This is a genomic window from Pseudomonas sp. St386, from assembly GCF_018325865.1.
GTDB classification, from domain to species: domain Bacteria; phylum Pseudomonadota; class Gammaproteobacteria; order Pseudomonadales; family Pseudomonadaceae; genus Aquipseudomonas; species Aquipseudomonas brassicacearum.
Map to the genome: position 1 here is coordinate 1,064,519 of NZ_AP021900.1, position 17,611 is coordinate 1,082,129.

The following is a 17,611-nucleotide window of genomic DNA, read 5'->3' on the forward strand; positions in this document are numbered from 1 at the left end:
CTGTAAGAGCGGAACCGCCAGCGGCCGTTACCGCAGCAACGGATATACACACCAACCCATCAAAAAAAACGGCGCTTCCCATTCCTGAAGAAGCACCGTTTTTTTCAAATGAACAACACCACGCGACCGGGGCAAGAACCGCAGAGGTTCAAGTACCCAAACACATCACACGTAAAACGATTTCAGCGGCGGAAAGCCATTGAATTCCACCGCGCTATAGCTAGTGGTATAGGCCCCGGTCGACAGCCAATACAGACGATCCCCAATAGCCAGGTTCAACGGCAACCCGTACTTGTAGTTCTCATACATGATGTCGGCGCTGTCACAGGTAGGACCGGCGATGACCACTTCTTCCATCTCGCCTTTCTTCTCGGTCCAGATCGGAAACTTGATGGCTTCGTCCATGGTTTCGATCAGGCCGGAGAACTTGCCCACATCCGTGTACACCCAACGCTCGACGGCGGTACGGGACTTGCGCGCCACCAGCACCACTTCGCTGACCAGGATACCGGCGTTGGCGATCAACGAACGGCCCGGCTCCAGGATGATTTCCGGCAGGTCGTCGCCGAAGTCTTCCTTGAGGAAACGGATGATTTCCTCGGCGTAGGTTTCCAGGCTATTGGTGCGGGTGATGTAGTTGGCCGGGAAGCCACCACCCATGTTGATCAGCTTCAGGACGATGCCGTCTTCTTCCTTCAGACGCTCGAAGATCACCTTGACCTTGGCGATCGCCGCGTCCCAGACGCTGATGTCGCGCTGTTGCGAGCCGACGTGGAACGAAATGCCGTACGGCACCAGGCCCAGGTCGCGGGCCAGGATCAGCAGGTCCATGGCCATGTCGGTCTGGCAGCCGAACTTGCGCGACAACGGCCAGTCAGCGGTGGTCGAGCCTTCGGTGAGGATCCGTACATAGACTTTCGAGCCCGGCGCGGCCTTGGCGATGTTGCGCAGGTCGGCTTCGGAGTCGGTGGCATACAAGCGCACGCCCTTCTCGTAGAAGTAGCGAATGTCGCGGGATTTCTTGATGGTGTTGCCGTAGCTGATCCGGTCCGGGCCAACGCCACGGCTCATGACCTTGTCCAGCTCATAGATCGAGGCGATGTCGAAGTTCGAGCCTTTATCCTTGAGCAGGTCGATGATTTCCACCGCCGGGTTGGCCTTGACGGCGTAGTAGACCTTGGCGAACTCGAAACCGGCGCGCAGGTCGTCATAGGCCTGGGAGATCATCGCGGTGTCGATCACCACGAACGGGGTTTCCTGCTTGTCGGCGAACGCTTTCATTTTCTGGAAGGTTTCGCGCGCGAAATAATCTTCGACCTGGATCGACATACTTGGGACTCCTACTGGCAAACATCAGGATCAATGGGTGTGAGGGCAAGCAGCCCTCGTGAACGTCCTCCGTATCCCCACTTTGGTTCGCCTACTTCCCAAGGCATGTCGCCGAAAGCAAAAAGGCCACGGGATGCGTGATTCCCTTGGCCTTGCTGTCTCGTCGTCAGTACTTGAGCCGGATGGATCGTTTCCAGCATGGACGTTCGGCGCGAACTTTAGGGCGTGAGGGGCCTGAGATCAACTAAAAATGTCGCGTTTTTGCACACATCCGTCGTGCGGCCCGCGACAGCTCATGATGTAACCGACCTGCGTGACAGATTGATGTTCCCTTGGATTGGTTTTTCAAGGCGGTTGATGATCGTTCCCACGCTCTGCGTGGGCATGCAGCCCGGGACGCTCCGCGTCCCCAGAGCCGAACGCGGAGCGTCCGTGGAGGCGTTCCCACGCAGAGCGTGGGAACGATCAGTCAAAGGCTGCTGTGCTCGATCAGGCCAACGCAGTCTCGGCCGGTGAGACAATGCTGGTCTTGCCCCCGCGCGAACGTCCGGAGCTCAGGTACTCGGCAATCGATTCCTGGGTCACTTCCCCGAGGAACACCCGCTCGGCATCCATCACCGGCAGCCACGAGCGGTTGAACTCGTACATGCGCGACAGCAGGATCCGCAGGTGTTCGTCATACGCGGCGGTGGCGTTGAATTCGCGCAGGTATTGTCCGCAGGTGCCGGTCTGGCGGTACAGGTCGCGACGGCGCACATACCCCAGGGCCTTGTTCTCGGCACAGGTGACCACCACGTAGCGACGGTCATGTTCGTCCATCAACTCCAGTGCCTCACCCACTGGCGTCTCGGGGCTGACCGACGGGGCGTTGTCCGCCGCGTCTTCGGCCTTGACCAGCAACAGGCGCTTGAGCGTGCTGTCCTGGCCGACGAAGCTGCTGACGAACTCGTCGGCCGGATGGGCCAGCAGTGTGTCCGGGTGATCGAACTGGACCAGCTTGCCAGCGCGGAAGATCGCAATCTTGTCCCCCAGCTTGATGGCTTCGTCGATGTCGTGGCTGACCATGATCACGGTCTTGTTCAACGCCCGCTGCATCTCGAAGAACTCATTCTGGATCATCTCGCGGTTGATCGGGTCCACCGCGCCGAAGGGTTCGTCCATCAGCAGCAGCGGCGCATCGGCCGCCAGGGCACGGATCACGCCGATCCGTTGCTGCTGGCCGCCGGACAGTTCACGGGGGTAGCGATGCAGGTATTGCTTGGGCTCGAGCTTGATCATGCTCATCAGCTCGCGGGCGCGGTCGTGGCATTTCTGCTTGTCCCAGCCGAGCAGGCGCGGGACCACGGTGATGTTTTCCTCGATGGTCATGTTCGGGAACAGGCCGATCTGCTGGATCACATAGCCGATGTTGCGGCGCAGGGTCACTTCGTCCAGGCCGGTGGTGTCTTCACCGTTGATCAACACCTTGCCGGAGGTGGGCGGGATCAGGCGATTGATCATCTTCAGCGTGGTGCTTTTGCCACAGCCCGACGGCCCGAGGAACACGCAGATCTCGCCTTCGTTGACGGTCAGGTTCACCGAGTCCACGGCCTTGACGTCTTTGCCGTTGCTCTTGAAGGTTTTGCTGAGGTTTTGAAGTTCGATCATTTCAATAGTCCTTTTGGGGTCAGCGAGCGTTGCAGCCATTGCAGAAGCAGGTCGGCGAAGATGGCCAGGAGACTGACCAGCACGGCGCCGACGATCAGCATCGACATGTCGCTGCGGCTGATGGAAGCGAGGATGAGCACGCCCAGGCCACCGGCGCCGATGGTGGCGGCGATGGTCATGACGCCGATGTTCATGACCACGGCGGTGCGCACGCCGGCCAGGATCACCGGCACGGCGATGGGCAGTTCGACCATGCGCAGGCGCTGGCCGAAGGTCATGCCGATGCCACGGGCGGCCTCACGGATGCCCGGTTCGACGCCGGTCAGGGCCAGGTAGGTGTTGCGCATGATCGGCAACAGCGAATAGAGAAACACTGCAGTGATCGCCGGCATTGGGCCCAGGCCTTGGCCGAACTTGGAATAGAACGGCAGCAGCAGGCCGAACAGCGCAATCGACGGAATCGTCAGCAGCACCGTGGCGCTGGCCTGCAATGGGCCGGCAAGCGCCGGGAAGCGGGTCATGAAGATGCCCAGCGGCACACCGACAACAATGGCCAAGGTCACGGCGATGCCCACCAGGGTGATGTGCTGCCAGGTCAGGTGCAGTACCAGCGGCCAATCCAGATGGGAAAAGGCGTCAAGAAAATCCATGGCTTTTCCTCCAGGTCATTGGGTTGAGAGCAGCGAATGCTGGCGCAGGAAATCAGCGGCAACGGTGGAAGGGCTTTCGTGGTTGACGTCCACGCGGGCGTTGAGCTGGCGCATGGTTGCGTCGTCGAACAGCTCGGCCAGGGGCTTGAGCTGTTCGGCCAGTTGCGGGTGCGCGTCGAGGTACGCCTGGCGCACCACTGGTGCGGCGGTGTAGTCGGGGAAGTAATGCTTGTCGTCTTCCAGCAACTTCAGCTTGAACGCGTTCAACCGGCCGTCGGTGGTGTACACCAGGCCGGCGAAGACCTGGCCGTTGCGCAGGGCGGTGTAGACCAGGCCCGCGTCCATCTGCCGGATGTTCTTGCGGGTCAGGTTCATGCCGTACTGCTGGACCATGCCCGCCAGGCCGTCTGAGCGGTTGGCGAACTCGGTGTCCAGGGCCACCAGATGATCGTCATCGGCTTCGGCCTGCAGCACCGTGTTCAACTGGCTGATGCTGTTGATCTGCGGGTACTGGCGGGCGATTTTTTCCGGCAGGGCCAGGGCGTAGGTGTTGCTGAATTTTGACGGTGTCAGCCAGACCAGGCCTTTTTTCGCGTCGAGTTCTTTCACCCGGGCGTAGGACTGGGCGCTGTCGAGTTTCTCCGTGACGTGGTTGTAGGCCACCAGCGACACGCCGGTGTATTCCCAGAGCATGTCCAGTTGCCCGGTTTCATGGGCGCTGCGGGCCAGGTTGCTGCCCAGGCCACCGGTAATCTGCGCGTCGTAGCCCTTGCTGCGCAGGTATTGCGCGGTGATTTCCGCCAGCAGCGTCTGTTCGGTGAACACTCGGGCGCCAAGGCGGATCAACGGTTTTTCAGCGGCTTGGGCGAATCCTGCGAACAGCAGGACGCAGCCCAGTATCAAGCTCAACTTCTTCATAAACGATTTCCTTTATCCAGCCGGCTTATGACGGTCGCAGACCGCGTTCCAGCCAGAGGCGGCTGGCCATTGTCACCAGGCCGTCGAGCAGCAGCGCCAGCAGGGCGGTGCAGGCCGCGCCGAGCAACAGCTGCGGCTGGTTGTTCAAGGCGATGCCGGGGAAGATCAGGCTGCCGAGACTGTTGGCGCCGATCAGGAACGCCAGCGGCGCGGTGCCGACGTTGATCGCCAGGGCCACGCGCACGCCACCGACGATGATCGGCACGGCGTTGGGCAACTCGACTTTCCACAGTACCTGGCGCGGGGTCATGCCGATGCCGACGGCGGCTTCCTTGAGGGAGCCCTGGACGTTTTTCAGGCCTTCATAGGTGTTGCGCACGATGGGCAACAGCGAGGCGAGGAACAGGGCGAAGATGGCGGGACCGCTGCCGATGCCCAGGATGCCCAGGGCGATGGCCAGCACGGCCAGGGGCGGCACAGTGTTGCCGATGTTGAACACTTGCATGAAGCGTTCGGCGCGCCCGACCATGCCGGGGCGGCTGAGGGCGATGCCGGCGGGAATGCCCACGAGCAGGGCCGCCAGCATGGAGGCCAGTACCAGCAGCAGGTGCGCTTGCAGGTAGAACAGCAGATCGTCGTGGTAGCGTTGGATCGTATCGATGCCGATCCAGTGGACCAACAGGGCCAGGAGCGCGACGACGACCGCACCCCCGATAAGCCCTTTGCCATAGCGGATAGCCACAGGCGGACTCCTTTGTCTTTCAGTCGGCGCACGCTTTCCCGGGCGGCAAACCATCACTGGTTGCCGGGAAAACGTTCGCGAGAAGCAGCTCTTTTCCATACCGGTAAAACGGCAGGTAAATCGAGCCATGAGCGCAGCCTCGTCAGGCTAACTTGCTGATTTTTCAGACCCTGACGAATAGCCGTAACAGGGTGGTGGACGCCTCCACACTGCTAAAGGTTCCCATGGCGGGGAAGATCTGGCCACCCTGGATGTGCTCAACGGTTCGGTTCCTGGCACAAGTTGAGCTATAATCGCCGCCCTTTTTTGAATCACCTGCCAGGCGATTTCCCATGACCAACCAGGCCGCCGAAGTCGCGAAACGCCGCACTTTCGCCATTATTTCCCACCCCGATGCCGGTAAGACCACCATCACCGAGAAGCTCTTGCTGATGGGCAAGGCGATTGCGGTCGCCGGCACGGTGAAATCTCGCAAATCCGACCGCCATGCCACCTCCGACTGGATGGAAATGGAAAAGCAACGGGGTATTTCCATTACCACGTCGGTCATGCAGTTCCCGTATCGCGATCACATGATCAACCTGCTCGACACCCCGGGCCACGAAGACTTCTCCGAAGACACCTACCGCACCCTGACGGCAGTGGACTCGGCGCTGATGGTCCTCGACGGCGGTAAAGGCGTCGAGCCACGGACCATCGCGCTGATGGACGTCTGCCGTCTGCGGGACACGCCGATTGTCAGCTTCATCAACAAACTCGACCGCGACATCCGCGACCCGATCGAACTGCTCGACGAGATCGAAGCAGTCCTGAAGATCAAGGCCGCGCCGATCACCTGGCCGATCGGTTGCTACCGCGACTTCAAGGGCGTGTACCACCTGGCCGACGACTACATCATCGTCTACACCGCTGGTCACGGGCACGAGCGCACCGACGTCAAGATCATCGAGAAGCTCGACTCCGACGAGGCGCGCGCGCACCTGGGCGACGAGTACGATCGTTTCGTCGAGCAACTGGAACTGGTGCAGGGCGCCTGCCATGAGTTCAATCAGCAGGAGTTCCTCGACGGTCAACTGACCCCGGTGTTCTTCGGTACCGCCCTGGGCAACTTCGGTGTGGACCATGTGCTCGACGCCGTGGTCGATTGGGCCCCGCGCCCGCTGGCCCGTGTCGCCAACGAGCGCACCGTGGAGCCGGTGGAAGAGAAGTTCTCGGGCTTCGTGTTCAAGATCCAGGCGAACATGGACCCCAAGCACCGCGACCGTATCGCCTTCATGCGCATCTGCTCCGGCAAATACGAAAAGGGCATGAAGATGCGCCACGTGCGCACCGGCAAGGACGTGCGCATCGGCGACGCCTTGACGTTCTTCTCCTCGGAACGCGAGCAACTGGAAGAGGCTTTTGCCGGTGACATCATCGGCCTGCATAACCACGGCACCATCCAGATCGGCGACACCTTCACCGAAGGCGAAACCCTGGGCTTTACCGGCATCCCGCACTTCGCCCCGGAACTGTTCCGCCGCGTACGCCTGAAGGATCCGCTCAAGTCCAAGCAACTGCGCCAGGGTCTCCAGCAACTGGCCGAAGAGGGCGCCACCCAGGTGTTCTTCCCGACCCGCAGCAACGACATCATCCTCGGTGCTGTCGGTGTGCTGCAGTTCGACGTCGTCGCCAGCCGCTTGAAAGAGGAATACAAGGTCGAGTGCTCCTACGAGCCGATCACCGTGTACTCCGCTCGTTGGATCGAATGCGGCGACAAAAAGAAACTCGAGGAATTCTCCAACAAGGCCGTGGAAAACCTCGCGCTGGACGGCGGCGGTCACCTGACCTACCTGGCCCCGACCCGAGTCAACCTGGCACTGATGGAAGAGCGCTGGCCGGACGTGAAATTCCGCGCGACGCGTGAGCATCACTAAGCGCTGAGTGTTGAAACCGAAACCCCGTTGCGAAAGCTGCGGGGTTTTTTATGGCTTGTCCCATGTCCTGAACATGAATAATTAACTGTGGGAGCGAGCCTGCTCGCGATAGCGGCGTGTCAGCTGGAATTGATGTTGGATGTGCCGGCCTCTTCGCGGGCAAGCCTTGCTCCCACACTGGATCTTCAGTGGACAAGAAACTTGTGCTCGGCACAGTTTCCTCTGTGGGAGCGAGCTTGCTCGCGATAGCGGTGGGTCAGCTTGCCTGGATGTTGGATGTACCGGCCTCTTCGCGGGCAAGCCCGCTCCCACACTGGATCTTCAGTGGGCAAGAAATTTATGTTTGGCACAGTTCCCTCTGTGGGAGCGAGCTTGCTCGCGATAGCGGTGGGTCAGCTTGCCCGGATGTTGGATGTACCGCCGCCATCGCGGGCAAGCCTTGCTCCCACACTGGATCTTCAGTGGACAAGAAACTTGTGCTCGGCACAGTTCCCTCTGTGGGAGCAAAGCTTGCTCGCGATAGCGGTGGGTCAGCTTGCCTGGATATTGGATGTACCGGCCTCTTCGCGGGCAAGCCCGCTCCCACACTGGATCTTCAGTGGGCAAGAAATTTATGTTTGGCACAGTTCCCTCTGTGGGAGCGAGCTTGCTCGCGATAGCGGTGGGTCAGCTTGCCCGGATGTTGGATGTACCGCCGCCATCGCGGGCAAGCCTTGCTCCCACACTGGATCTTCAGTGGACAAGAAACTTGTGTTTGGCACAGTTTCCTCTGTGGGAGCAAAGCTTGCTCGCGATAGCGGTGGGTCAGCTTGCCTGGATGTTGGATGTGCCGGCCTCTTCGCGGGCAAGCCTTGCTCCCACACTGGATCTTCAGTGGACAAGAAACTTGTGTTTGGCACAGTTTCCTCTGTGGGAGCGAGCTTGCTCGCGATAGCGGTGGGTCAGCTTGCCCGGATGTTGGATGTACCGCCGCCATCGCGGGCAAGCCTTGCTCCCACACTGGATCTTCAGTGGACAAGAAACTTGTGCTCGGCACAGTTTCCTCTGTGGGAGCAAAGCTTGCTCGCGATAGCGGTGGGTCAGCTTGCCTGGATGTTGGATGTGCCGGCCTCTTCGCGGGCAAGCCTTGCTCCCACACTGGATCTTCAGTGGACAAGAAACTTGTGTTTGGCACAGTTCCCTCTGTGGGAGCAAAGCTTGCTCGCGATAGCGGTGGGTCAGCTTGCCTGGATGTTGGATGTGCCGGCCTCTTCGCGGGCAAGCCCGCTCCCACACTGGATCTTCAGTGGGCAAGAAATTTATGTTTGGCACAGTTCCCTCTGTGGGAGCAAAGCTTGCTCGCGATAGCGGTGGGTCAGCTTGCCTGGATATTGGATGTACCGGCCTCTTCGCGGGCAAGCCCGCTCCCACACTGGATCTTCAGTGGACAAGAAACTTGTGTTTGGCACAGTTTCCTCTGTGGGAGCAAAGCTTGCTCGCGATAGCGGTGGGTCAGCTTGCCCGGATGTTGGATGTACCGCCGCCATCGCGGGCAAGCCTTGCTCCCACACTGGATCTTCAGTGGACAAGAAACTTGTGTTTGGCACAGTTTCCTCTGTGGGAGCAAAGCTTGCTCGCGATAGCGGTGGGTCAGCTTGCATTGATGTTGGATGTACCGGCCTCTTCGCGGGCAAGCCCGCTCCCACACTGGATCTTCAGTGGGCAAGAAATTTATGTTTGGCACAGTTCCCTCTGTGGGAGCGAGCTTGCTCGCGATAGCGGTGGGTCAGCTTGCCCGGATGTTGGATGTACCGCCGCCATCGCGGGCGAGCCTTGCTCCCACACTGGATCTTCAGTGGACAAGAAACTTGTGCTCGGCACAGATCCCTCTGTGGGAGCGAGCTTGCTCGCGATAGCGGTGGGTCAGCTTGCCTGGATGTTGGATGTGCCGGCCTCTTCGCGGGCAAGCCTTGCTCCCACACTGGATCTTCAGTGGACAAGAAACTTGTGCTCGGCACAGTTCCCTCTGTGGGAGCAAAGCTTGCTCGCGATAGCGGTGGGTCAGCTTGCCCGGATGTTGGATGTACCGCCGCCATCGCGGGCAAGCCTTGCTCCCACACTGGATCTTCAGTGGACAAGAAACTTGTGCTCGGCACAGTTCCCTCTGTGGGAGCAAAGCTTGCTCGCGATAGCGGTGGGTCAGCTTGCCCGGATGTTGGATGTACCGCCGCCATCGCGGGCGAGCCTTGCTCCCACACTGGATCTTCAGTGGACAAGAAACTTGTGCTCGGCACAGATCCCTCTGTGGGAGCGAGCTTGCTCGCGATAGCGGTGGGTCAGCTTGCCTGGATGTTGGATGTGCCGGCCTCTTCGCGGGCAAGCCTTGCTCCCACACTGGATCTTCAGTGGACAAGAAACTTGTGTTTGGCACAGTTTCCTCTGTGGGAGCAAAGCTTGCTCGCGATAGCGGTGGGTCAGCTTGCCCGGATGTTGGATGTGCCGGCCTCTTCGCGGGCAAGCCTTGCTCCCACACTGGATCTTCAGTGGACAAGAAACTTGTGTTTGGCACAGTTTCCTCTGTGGGAGCAAAGCTTGCTCGCGATAGCGGTGGGTCAGCTTGCATTGATGTTGGATGTACCGGCCTCTTCGCGGGCAAGCCCGCTCCCACACTGGATCTTCAGTGGGCAAGAAATTTATGTTTGGCACAGTTCCCTCTGTGGGAGCGGGCTTGCTCGCGATAGCGGTGGGTCAGCTTGCCCGGATGTTGGATGTGCCGGCCTCTTCGCGGGCAAGCCTTGCTCCCACATAGGTTCCTGGCGTTAGTAGGTTTGGAGATAACGCTTATTCGAAACCAATCTGTCGGGCTATGGCATTTCTGTCTGTTCTGGAGCGTCCTATCTGGTGAACCGGCCTGTTCAGAACTAGATTTTCTTGAGCGCCGTCAGGTCCCGGCTTTATCCGGAAAAGAAGGAATTGGCTATGAACAAGCTGCTACGCATGATGTTTTTGCTGAAGGTCTTGGTGATGCTGTCCCTGGGCTCCACCGCCGCTTGGGCGGAATGCGATGAGCACGAGCAGCACGCATCGAGTGGCTCGGTGGCGCAGGGTGAGTTGATGCTTGCTGCGTCCGATTCGGATGCCGGTGATCCGGATGATGGCGAGGACGATGATGGCGCGCCAATCGATACGCCGGACGGTGATGAAGATGAAAATGAAGAGGATGATAGCCAGACGTAGGTCTCTAACCTAAAGAAAACCCCTCCAGCCCAACTGATACTCAGTCGGGACTGGAGGGGTTTTTCATGCCTGATGCATTACCCAGTGCATGGGTTGAACCTGTGGATGATCAAGCCTTGCTCATGCCGCACCGTCGAGGAACTGCTCGGCGTAATGACACGCCACCTGCCGGTTATCGAGCAAGCGCAACGCCGGTTCTTCGGTCTTGCAGCGCTCGGTGGCGTACGGGCAGCGCTTGTGGAAGGCGCAGCCGGACGGTGGGTTGAGCGGGTTGGGCAGTTCGCCGACGATCTTGATCTTCGGCTTGTTCGGGTCCGGGTGGATGGTCGGGGTGGCCGACAGCAGCGCCTGGGTGTACGGGTGCAGCGGGCGGCTGTAGATGGACTCGTTGGGGCCCATTTCCACCGGGCGACCGAGGTACATCACCATCACGTCGTCAGCCACGTGCTGCACCACCGCCAGGTTGTGGGAAATGAACACGTAGGCGGTGTTGAATTCCTGCTGCAGGTCCATGAACAGGTTCAGCACCTGGGCCTGGATCGACACGTCCAGCGCCGACGTCGGTTCGTCCGCCACCAGCACCTTGGGTTGCAGCATCATGGCGCGGGCCAGGGCGATGCGCTGGCGCTGGCCACCGGAGAACATGTGCGGGTAGCGCTGGTAATGCTCGGGGCGCAGGCCCACCTGCTTCATCATCGCCTGGACTTTTTCCCGCCGCTCGGTGGCCGACAGGCTGGTGTTGATCAGCAACGGTTCGGCCAGCTGATCACCGATTTTCTGCCGTGGGTTGAGGGACGCGTACGGGCTCTGGAAGACCATCTGCACGTCTTTGCGCAATTGCTTGCGTTCGGCCTTGTTGGCGCCGGTCACTTCCTGGCCGGCGATTTTCAGAGAGCCGGAGGATGGCTCTTCGATCAGCGTCAGGGCCCGGGCGAGGGTGGATTTGCCGCAACCGGATTCGCCCACCACGGCCAGGGTCTTGCCGGCTTCCAGTTCGAACGACACGCCGTTGAGGGCGCGCACGGTCGCATGGCCCTTGAACATGCCGCGGGACACTTCGTAATGACGGGTCAGGTCACGGGCGGTAAGTACGACGGCCATCACGCCACCTCCTGGTTCAACGGGTAGAAGCAGCGGGCGAGGCTGTTGGATTTCGGGTCAAGGGCCGGGCGTTGTTGACGGCAGTTGTCCTGCACGTACGGGCAGCGCGGCGACAGCAGGCAACCTTGTGGGCGGTCGTAGCGACCGGGCACGATGCCGGGCAAGGTCGCCAGGCGCTCGGCGCCCATGCTGTGCTCCGGAATCGCCGCCAGCAGCGCTTCGCTGTACGGGTGGGCGGGGATGTCGAACAGCTGCGGCACCTTGCCCACTTCCACCGCCTGACCGGCGTACATCACACACACGCGCTGGGCGGTTTCAGCCACCACGGCGAGGTCGTGGGTGATCAGCACCAGGCCCATGTTCTGCTCTTTTTGCAGGGCCAGCAGCAGGTCCATGATCTGCGCCTGGATGGTCACGTCCAGGGCGGTGGTCGGTTCGTCGGCGATCAGCAGCTTCGGCTCGCCGGCAATCGCCATGGCAATCGCCACGCGCTGGCTCATGCCGCCGGACAGTTGATGCGGGTAGGCGTCCATGCGGCTGGCGGCGCCTGGGATCTCGACTTTTTCCAGCAGTTCGATGGCGCGCTTGCGGGCGGCCTTGCCGGACAACTTCAGGTGCAGGCGCAGGACTTCTTCGATCTGGAAACCCACGGTGTAGCTAGGGTTGAGGGCGGTCATCGGGTCCTGGAAGACCATCGCCAGGTCCTTGCCGACGATCTGCCGGCGCTGGCGGTTGCTCAGCTTGAGCATGTTCTTGCCGTCGAAGTTCAGCGCATCGGCGGTGACGATGCCGGGGTGCTCGATCAGCCCCATCAGCGCCATCATGGTCACGGATTTACCCGAGCCCGATTCGCCGACGATGGCCAGGACTTCGCCTTTTTCCACAGTCAGGTCCAGGCCGTCGACCACCGGCACAGCGGTGGCGTCGCCGAAGCGGACGTTGAGATTCTTGATTTCTAGCAGTGACATGGGAATCTCCTCAGGCGGCATTCTTGAGTTTCGGGTCCAGCGCATCGCGCAGCCCGTCGCCCATCAGGTTGATTGCCAGCACGCTGAGCAAAATGGTCAAGCCAGGCAGGCTCACGACCCACCAGGCGCGTTCGATGTAGTCGCGGGCCGAGGCCAGCATGGTGCCCCACTCCGGGGTGGGCGGCTGCACGCCGAGGCCGAGGAAGCCCAGGGCGGCGGCGTCGAGGATCGCCGAGGAAAAGCTCAGCGTCGCCTGGACGATCAGCGGTGCCATGCAGTTGGGCAGCACAGTGATGAACATCAGGCGTGGCAGGCCGGCACCGGCCAGGCGGGCGGCGGTCACGTAGTCGCGGTTCAGTTCGCCCATCACGGCGGCACGGGTCAGGCGCACGTAGGACGGCAGCGAGACGATGGCGATGGCGATCACGGTGTTGATCAGGCCTGGGCCGAGGATGGCGACGATCGCCACGGCCAGCAGCAGCGAAGGCAGGGCCAGCATGATGTCCATCAAACGCATGATGGTCGGGCCGAGCAGGCGCGGGAAGAACCCGGCGAACAGCCCCAGCAGGATGCCCGGGATCAGCGACATCACCACCGACGACAAGCCGATCAGCAGCGACAGGCGCGAACCCTGGATCAGGCGCGAGAGCAAGTCGCGGCCCAGTTCGTCGGTGCCTAGCAGGAACTGGATCTGCCCGCCTTCAAGCCAGGCCGGCGGCGTCAGCAGGAAGTCGCGGTACTGCTCGCTCGGGTCGTGAGGTGCGACCCAGGGGGCGAAGATCGCGCAGAACACCACCAGGATCATGAACAGCAGCCCGGCCACGGCGCCCTTGTTGCGGGAAAACGCGTGCCAGAATTCTTTGTACGGGGACGGATACAGCAGGCTTTGATCGACTGCTACCGCGGTAGTTGGAGTACTCATGGTTTTGATCTCAGCGCTGGTGACGGATGCGTGGGTTGGCAAAGCCGTAGAGGATGTCCACGACGAAGTTGACCAGAATCACCAGGCAGGCGATTAACAGGATGCCGTTCTGCACCACGGGATAGTCCCGGGCGCCGATGGCTTCGATCAGCCACTTGCCGATGCCCGGCCAGGAGAAGATCGTTTCGGTCAGGACCGCACCGGCCAGCAGTGTGCCGACTTGCAGGCCGACCACGGTCAGTACCGGGATCAGCGCGTTGCGCAGGCCATGCACGAACACCACGCGCGAAGGCGACAGGCCTTTGGCGCGGGCGGTGCGGATGTAGTCCTCGCGCAGCACTTCGAGCATCGAAGAGCGGGTCATGCGGGCGATCACCGCCAGTGGAATGGTGCCCAGCACGATGGCCGGCAGGATCAGGTGGTGCAGCGCATCGAGAAACGCGCCGGGCTCATCGGCCAGCAGCGTGTCGATCAGCATGAAGCCGGTTCTCGGCTCGATGTCGTAGAGCAGGTCGATCCGCCCCGACACCGGCGTCCAGCCCAGGGATACCGAGAAGAACATGATCAGGATCAGGCCCCACCAGAAGATTGGCATCGAATACCCCGCCAGGGAGATGCCCATCACCCCATGGTCGAACAGGGATCCTCGCTTGAGTGCCGCGATCACCCCGGCCAGCAGGCCCAGGATACCGGCGAACAACAGCGCGGCCATGGACAATTCCAGGGTCGCGGGAAACAGGGAGCTGAACTCGGTCCATACGCTTTCACGGGTACGCAGCGATTCGCCGAGGTCGCCGTGGGCCAGTTTGCCGATGTAGTCCAGGTACTGGGCATACAGCGGTTTGTTGAGGCCAAGGCGTTCCATTGCCTGTGCATGCATTTCGGGATCGACCCGACGTTCGCCCATCATCACTTCCACGGGGTCGCCGGGGATCATGCGAATCAACGCGAAGGTCAGCAAGGTGATGCCGAAGAACGTGGGGATCAATAATCCCAGTCGGCGGGCAATAAAACTAAACATCTTCAGGTGTACCTCATCAGCCGGTTAGGCGTGCCCGGTAGCCCTCGGATAAGGGGTACCGGGCGTTTTCTTATCTACTTCACCTGGGTGGTGGCGAAGTTGTTGGTGGTGAGCGGGCTAATCACGTAGCCCTCTACGTTGTTGCGCATTGCTGTGAACATGCGGGTGTGGGCCATGCTGATCCACGGTTGGTCCTGGTTGAAAATCACCTGGGCCTGTTCATAGAGCTTGGCGCGTTCCTCGGGGTTCACTGTGGCGCGAGCCTGGTCGATCAGCGCCTGGAACTTCTCGTTGCACCAGCGCGCGTAGTTTTCGCCGTTCTTGGCGGCCTCGCAACTGAGCATAGGCGTCAGGAAGTTATCCGGGTCGCCGTTGTCGCCCGCCCATCCGGCGGACACCATGTCGTGCTCGCCGTTTTTTGCGCGCTTGAGCATTTCGCCCCATTCCATCACGCGGATGTCGACCTTGATCCCGACCTTGGCCAGGTCCGCCTGCATCATCTGCGCGCCGAGCATCGGGTTGGGGTTGGTCGGGCCGCCGCCGTTGCGGGTGAACAGGGTGAACACGGTGCCTTCCGGCACGCCGGCTTCCTTGAGCAGCTGGCGGGCCTTGTCCAGGTCGCGGGTCGGGTTCTTCAGGTCGTGGTTGAAACCCAGCAGTGTCGGTGGGTACGGGTTGACCGCCACGGTGGCGTTGCCCTTGCCGAACAGCGCGTTGACGTAGGCTTCCTTGTCGAAGGCCAGGTCGATGGCTTTGCGCACCCGCACGTCGCTCATGTATTTGTGGCTGGTGTTCAGGGCGGTGTAGGAAACGGTCATCGCATCCAGCTCGGCGACCTTCAGGTTCGGGTCTTTCTTGATGCTGGGGATGTCATCGGGTTTGGGGTACAGCGCGATCTGGCACTCGTTGGTCTTGAGTTTCTGCATGCGCACGTTGTTGTCGGTGGCGATGGCCAATACCAGAGCGTCGGCCGGCGGCTTGCCACGGAAGTAGTCCGGGTTGGCCTTGAAGCGCACCTGGGCATCCTTGTTGTAGCGCTGGAAGACGAACGGGCCGGTGCCGACTGGCTTGCTGTTGAGGTCACCAGCCTTGCCTGCCTTGAGCAACTGGTCGGCGTATTCGGCCGGGTAGATCGAGGAGAAGGCCATGGCGATGTCGGCCAGGAACGGCGCTTCGCGGCGGGTCAGGCTGAACTTGACCGTGTGCTCGTCGACTTTCTCGACGCTCTTGAGCAGTTCCTTGAAGCCCATGCTTTCAAAGTACGGGAAGCCTACGCTCGACAGTTTGTGCCACGGGTGATTCGGGTCCAGCTGGCGCTGGAAGCTCCAGACCACGTCGTCGGCGTTCATGTCGCGGGTCGGCTTGAAGTATTCGGTGGTGTGGAACTTGACGCCCTTGCGCAGGTGGAAGGTGTACGTCAGGCCATCGTCACTGATGTCCCAGGATTCGGCCAGGGCCGGAATCACTTCGGTGGTGCCGGGTTTGAAATCGGCCAGGCGATTGAAAATGGTTTCTGCCACGGCGTCGGCAGTGACTGCAGTCGTGTACTGGACCATGTCGAAGCCTTCCGGGCTGGCTTCTGTGCAAACCACCAGGGGTTTGGCCGTGGCGCCAACGGCGACACTCAGCAGCGCAGCGGCGATGGCGGCGCGTAGGGGGATCATGTTCATCGTCAATCCTCTGCAATCGGGTAAATGGCAAAAGACCGGACGGGCGACCTTGTGAGTCGACCGCCCGGTGGCAGTTTAGAGAATGTTGAACGGAATGGTGGTGACCAGGCGGAACTCGTTGAGGCTGCCGTCGGCCTGGTTTTCGCTGGCGCGGTGTGCGGTGTAGGTCGCACGGATCGCGGTGGCTTTCAGTGGGCCGCTCTGTACGGCATAGGATGCGCCGATGCCGTATTCGTAGTGGTGCTCACCGTCCATGGCCCGTACATCGCTATAACCGGTGCTGTTGTAGTGAGTACCGTCGATGCCCCAGCCGCGAGCCTGGTAGATGTTGAACTTCAGGCCTGGCACGCCGTATTCGGCCATGTTCAGGCCGTAGGCGATCTGGAAGGACTTCTCGTTCGGGCCGTTGAAGTCCGACAGCAGGGAGTTGGCCAGGTAGATGCCGTTGGTTTCGTGCAGGTAGTCGAAGTACTCGTTGCCGTTCACTTCCTGGTACGAGAACGTCAGGCTATGGGCCTGGTGCGTCAGGCCGAACGACAGGGAGTAGGTGTCGTTATCGATCTCGCCGAGCTTGCTTTTACCCGAATCCACGGTCTTGTAGTAGTTCAGGCCGGTGGTCAGGCTCAGCACCGAGCTGTCGCCCAGTTCATGGGTGGCGCCGAAGTAGTACTGGTTCCAGAGGTCTTCGGCCTGGGTCGCCCACAGGCTGGTTTTCAGGCTGGCCAGTGGTTGGTAGGTGATACCCGCGGTGTTGACGTGATCGGTTTCAACGCTGCTGTCGCCGTATTCGGAGCGGAACTTGCGCTGGCTCTCTTCGGTACGTGGCGAGTTGCGGTCGAAGGTGGCGACGTCGAAGGCCAGGTTTTCGAACTCTTCGCTGTGCAGGCTCACACCCTGGAAGCTGGAGGGCAGGGCACGGTTGCCGATAACGTCGACCATCGGGCTGCTGAAGTTCTGGCGGCCGGCAGTCAGGGTGGTGTTGGAAACACGGGCCTTGACGTTGGCCAGGCCCAGTTTGCTCCACTGGCCCACGGCGTCGCCGCCTTCGCGGGTCAGGGTACGGTTGTTGCCAGCGCCAGGACGGGTGGTCGGGGCACCGCCATTGTTGGACGCCAGGTCCTTGCGATCCTGGTCCAGGGCGATGACGTTGTAGGCGGCCAGTTCGGTGCTGAAGCCCACGGTGCCTTCGGTGAAGCCCGAGTTGTACTTGATGATGGTGCCTTGCAGCCAGTTGATACGGCGGTCGGTCTCGCGTGCTTCGCCGTTCTTGCGATAGGTGAGTTTCGCGCCGCGCTTGAATTGCTCGTTGGCGTACCAGTTGCGTGTGCTGCCACTGATGGATTGGCCGTCGATGAAGCCCTTGGCTTCGCTTTGCTCGCTGGTGGTCTTGAGGGTCACCGGGGTGACCGCCTGGCTTTGGGATTCTGCATAGGCCGTGGCGGTGATGCTGCTGATGGCCAGGGCCAGTATCGCGGTGCTGCTCAGTTTCATGGGTAACGCTCCTTTTCTTT

At 61.0% G+C, this 17,611-nt stretch carries 13 protein-coding genes; 2 read left to right on the forward strand and 11 right to left on the reverse strand.

Features of this window, described 5'->3' with window-relative positions; genetic code table 11:
• Positions 1–165 precede the first annotated feature (165 nt).
• The 5 genes from KI235_RS04590 to KI235_RS04610 all read right to left on the reverse strand — a co-directional run bounded on the left by KI235_RS04590 (position 166) and on the right by KI235_RS04610 (position 5,286).
• Positions 166–1,329, reverse strand: a complete 1,164-nt coding sequence (locus KI235_RS04590; RefSeq protein WP_003197753.1) for a type III PLP-dependent enzyme — start codon at positions 1,327–1,329, stop codon at positions 166–168.
• A 489-nt stretch (positions 1,330–1,818) separates the two neighbouring features.
• Entirely contained in the window at positions 1,819–2,976 is a 1,158-nt protein-coding gene (locus KI235_RS04595; protein WP_003197755.1) for an ABC transporter ATP-binding protein, read from the reverse strand.
• Positions 2,973–3,626 carry an ABC transporter permease gene (locus KI235_RS04600; RefSeq protein ID WP_003197757.1) on the reverse strand — a complete coding sequence of 218 codons (654 nt, stop codon included), beginning with the start codon at positions 3,624–3,626 and terminating at the stop codon, positions 2,973–2,975. Before KI235_RS04600 ends, KI235_RS04595 begins: the two co-directional genes overlap by 4 nt.
• A gap of 15 nt (positions 3,627–3,641) precedes the next feature.
• Positions 3,642–4,544: a glycine betaine ABC transporter substrate-binding protein gene (locus KI235_RS04605; RefSeq protein WP_212795561.1), complete on the reverse strand. Its 903-nt coding sequence runs from the start codon at positions 4,542–4,544 to the stop codon at positions 3,642–3,644.
• A 25-nt stretch (positions 4,545–4,569) separates the two neighbouring features.
• The gene (locus KI235_RS04610) at positions 4,570–5,286 is read right to left on the reverse strand and encodes an ABC transporter permease (RefSeq protein WP_003197761.1); all 717 of its coding nucleotides are present in this window, start codon (positions 5,284–5,286) and stop codon (positions 4,570–4,572) included.
• 332 nt (positions 5,287–5,618) lie between these two features.
• Between KI235_RS04610 and KI235_RS04615 the strand changes: the two genes are divergently transcribed.
• Both KI235_RS04615 and KI235_RS04620 read left to right on the forward strand, forming a co-directional pair.
• Complete coding sequence (locus tag KI235_RS04615) at positions 5,619–7,202, forward strand: peptide chain release factor 3 (RefSeq protein WP_003197764.1); 1,584 nt, start codon at positions 5,619–5,621, stop codon at positions 7,200–7,202.
• Between the two features lie 2,958 nt (positions 7,203–10,160).
• Positions 10,161–10,418, forward strand: coding sequence for a hypothetical protein (locus KI235_RS04620; RefSeq protein ID WP_003197766.1), 258 nt, complete (start codon positions 10,161–10,163; stop codon positions 10,416–10,418).
• Positions 10,419–10,538: 120 nt separating this feature from the next.
• Here KI235_RS04620 and KI235_RS04625 read toward each other — a convergent pair whose 3' ends face one another.
• The 6 genes from KI235_RS04625 to KI235_RS04650 all read right to left on the reverse strand — a co-directional run bounded on the left by KI235_RS04625 (position 10,539) and on the right by KI235_RS04650 (position 17,591).
• The gene (locus tag KI235_RS04625; protein ID WP_003197767.1) at positions 10,539–11,519 is read right to left on the reverse strand and encodes a peptide ABC transporter ATP-binding protein; all 981 of its coding nucleotides are present in this window, start codon (positions 11,517–11,519) and stop codon (positions 10,539–10,541) included.
• The gene (locus KI235_RS04630) at positions 11,519–12,487 is read right to left on the reverse strand and encodes an ABC transporter ATP-binding protein (RefSeq protein ID WP_003197769.1); all 969 of its coding nucleotides are present in this window, start codon (positions 12,485–12,487) and stop codon (positions 11,519–11,521) included. The genes KI235_RS04625 and KI235_RS04630 overlap by 1 nt, the downstream gene beginning before the upstream one ends.
• 10 nt (positions 12,488–12,497) lie before the next feature.
• Positions 12,498–13,409, reverse strand: coding sequence for an ABC transporter permease subunit (locus KI235_RS04635; RefSeq protein ID WP_003197772.1), 912 nt, complete (start codon positions 13,407–13,409; stop codon positions 12,498–12,500).
• Positions 13,410–13,419: 10 nt separating this feature from the next.
• Entirely contained in the window at positions 13,420–14,430 is a 1,011-nt protein-coding gene (locus KI235_RS04640) for an ABC transporter permease subunit (protein WP_003197774.1), read from the reverse strand.
• A gap of 74 nt (positions 14,431–14,504) precedes the next feature.
• Complete coding sequence (locus KI235_RS04645; RefSeq protein WP_013692260.1) at positions 14,505–16,100, reverse strand: ABC transporter substrate-binding protein; 1,596 nt, start codon at positions 16,098–16,100, stop codon at positions 14,505–14,507.
• A 75-nt stretch (positions 16,101–16,175) separates the two neighbouring features.
• The gene (locus tag KI235_RS04650; RefSeq protein WP_003197777.1) at positions 16,176–17,591 is read right to left on the reverse strand and encodes an OprD family porin; all 1,416 of its coding nucleotides are present in this window, start codon (positions 17,589–17,591) and stop codon (positions 16,176–16,178) included.
• Positions 17,592–17,611 lie beyond the last annotated feature (20 nt).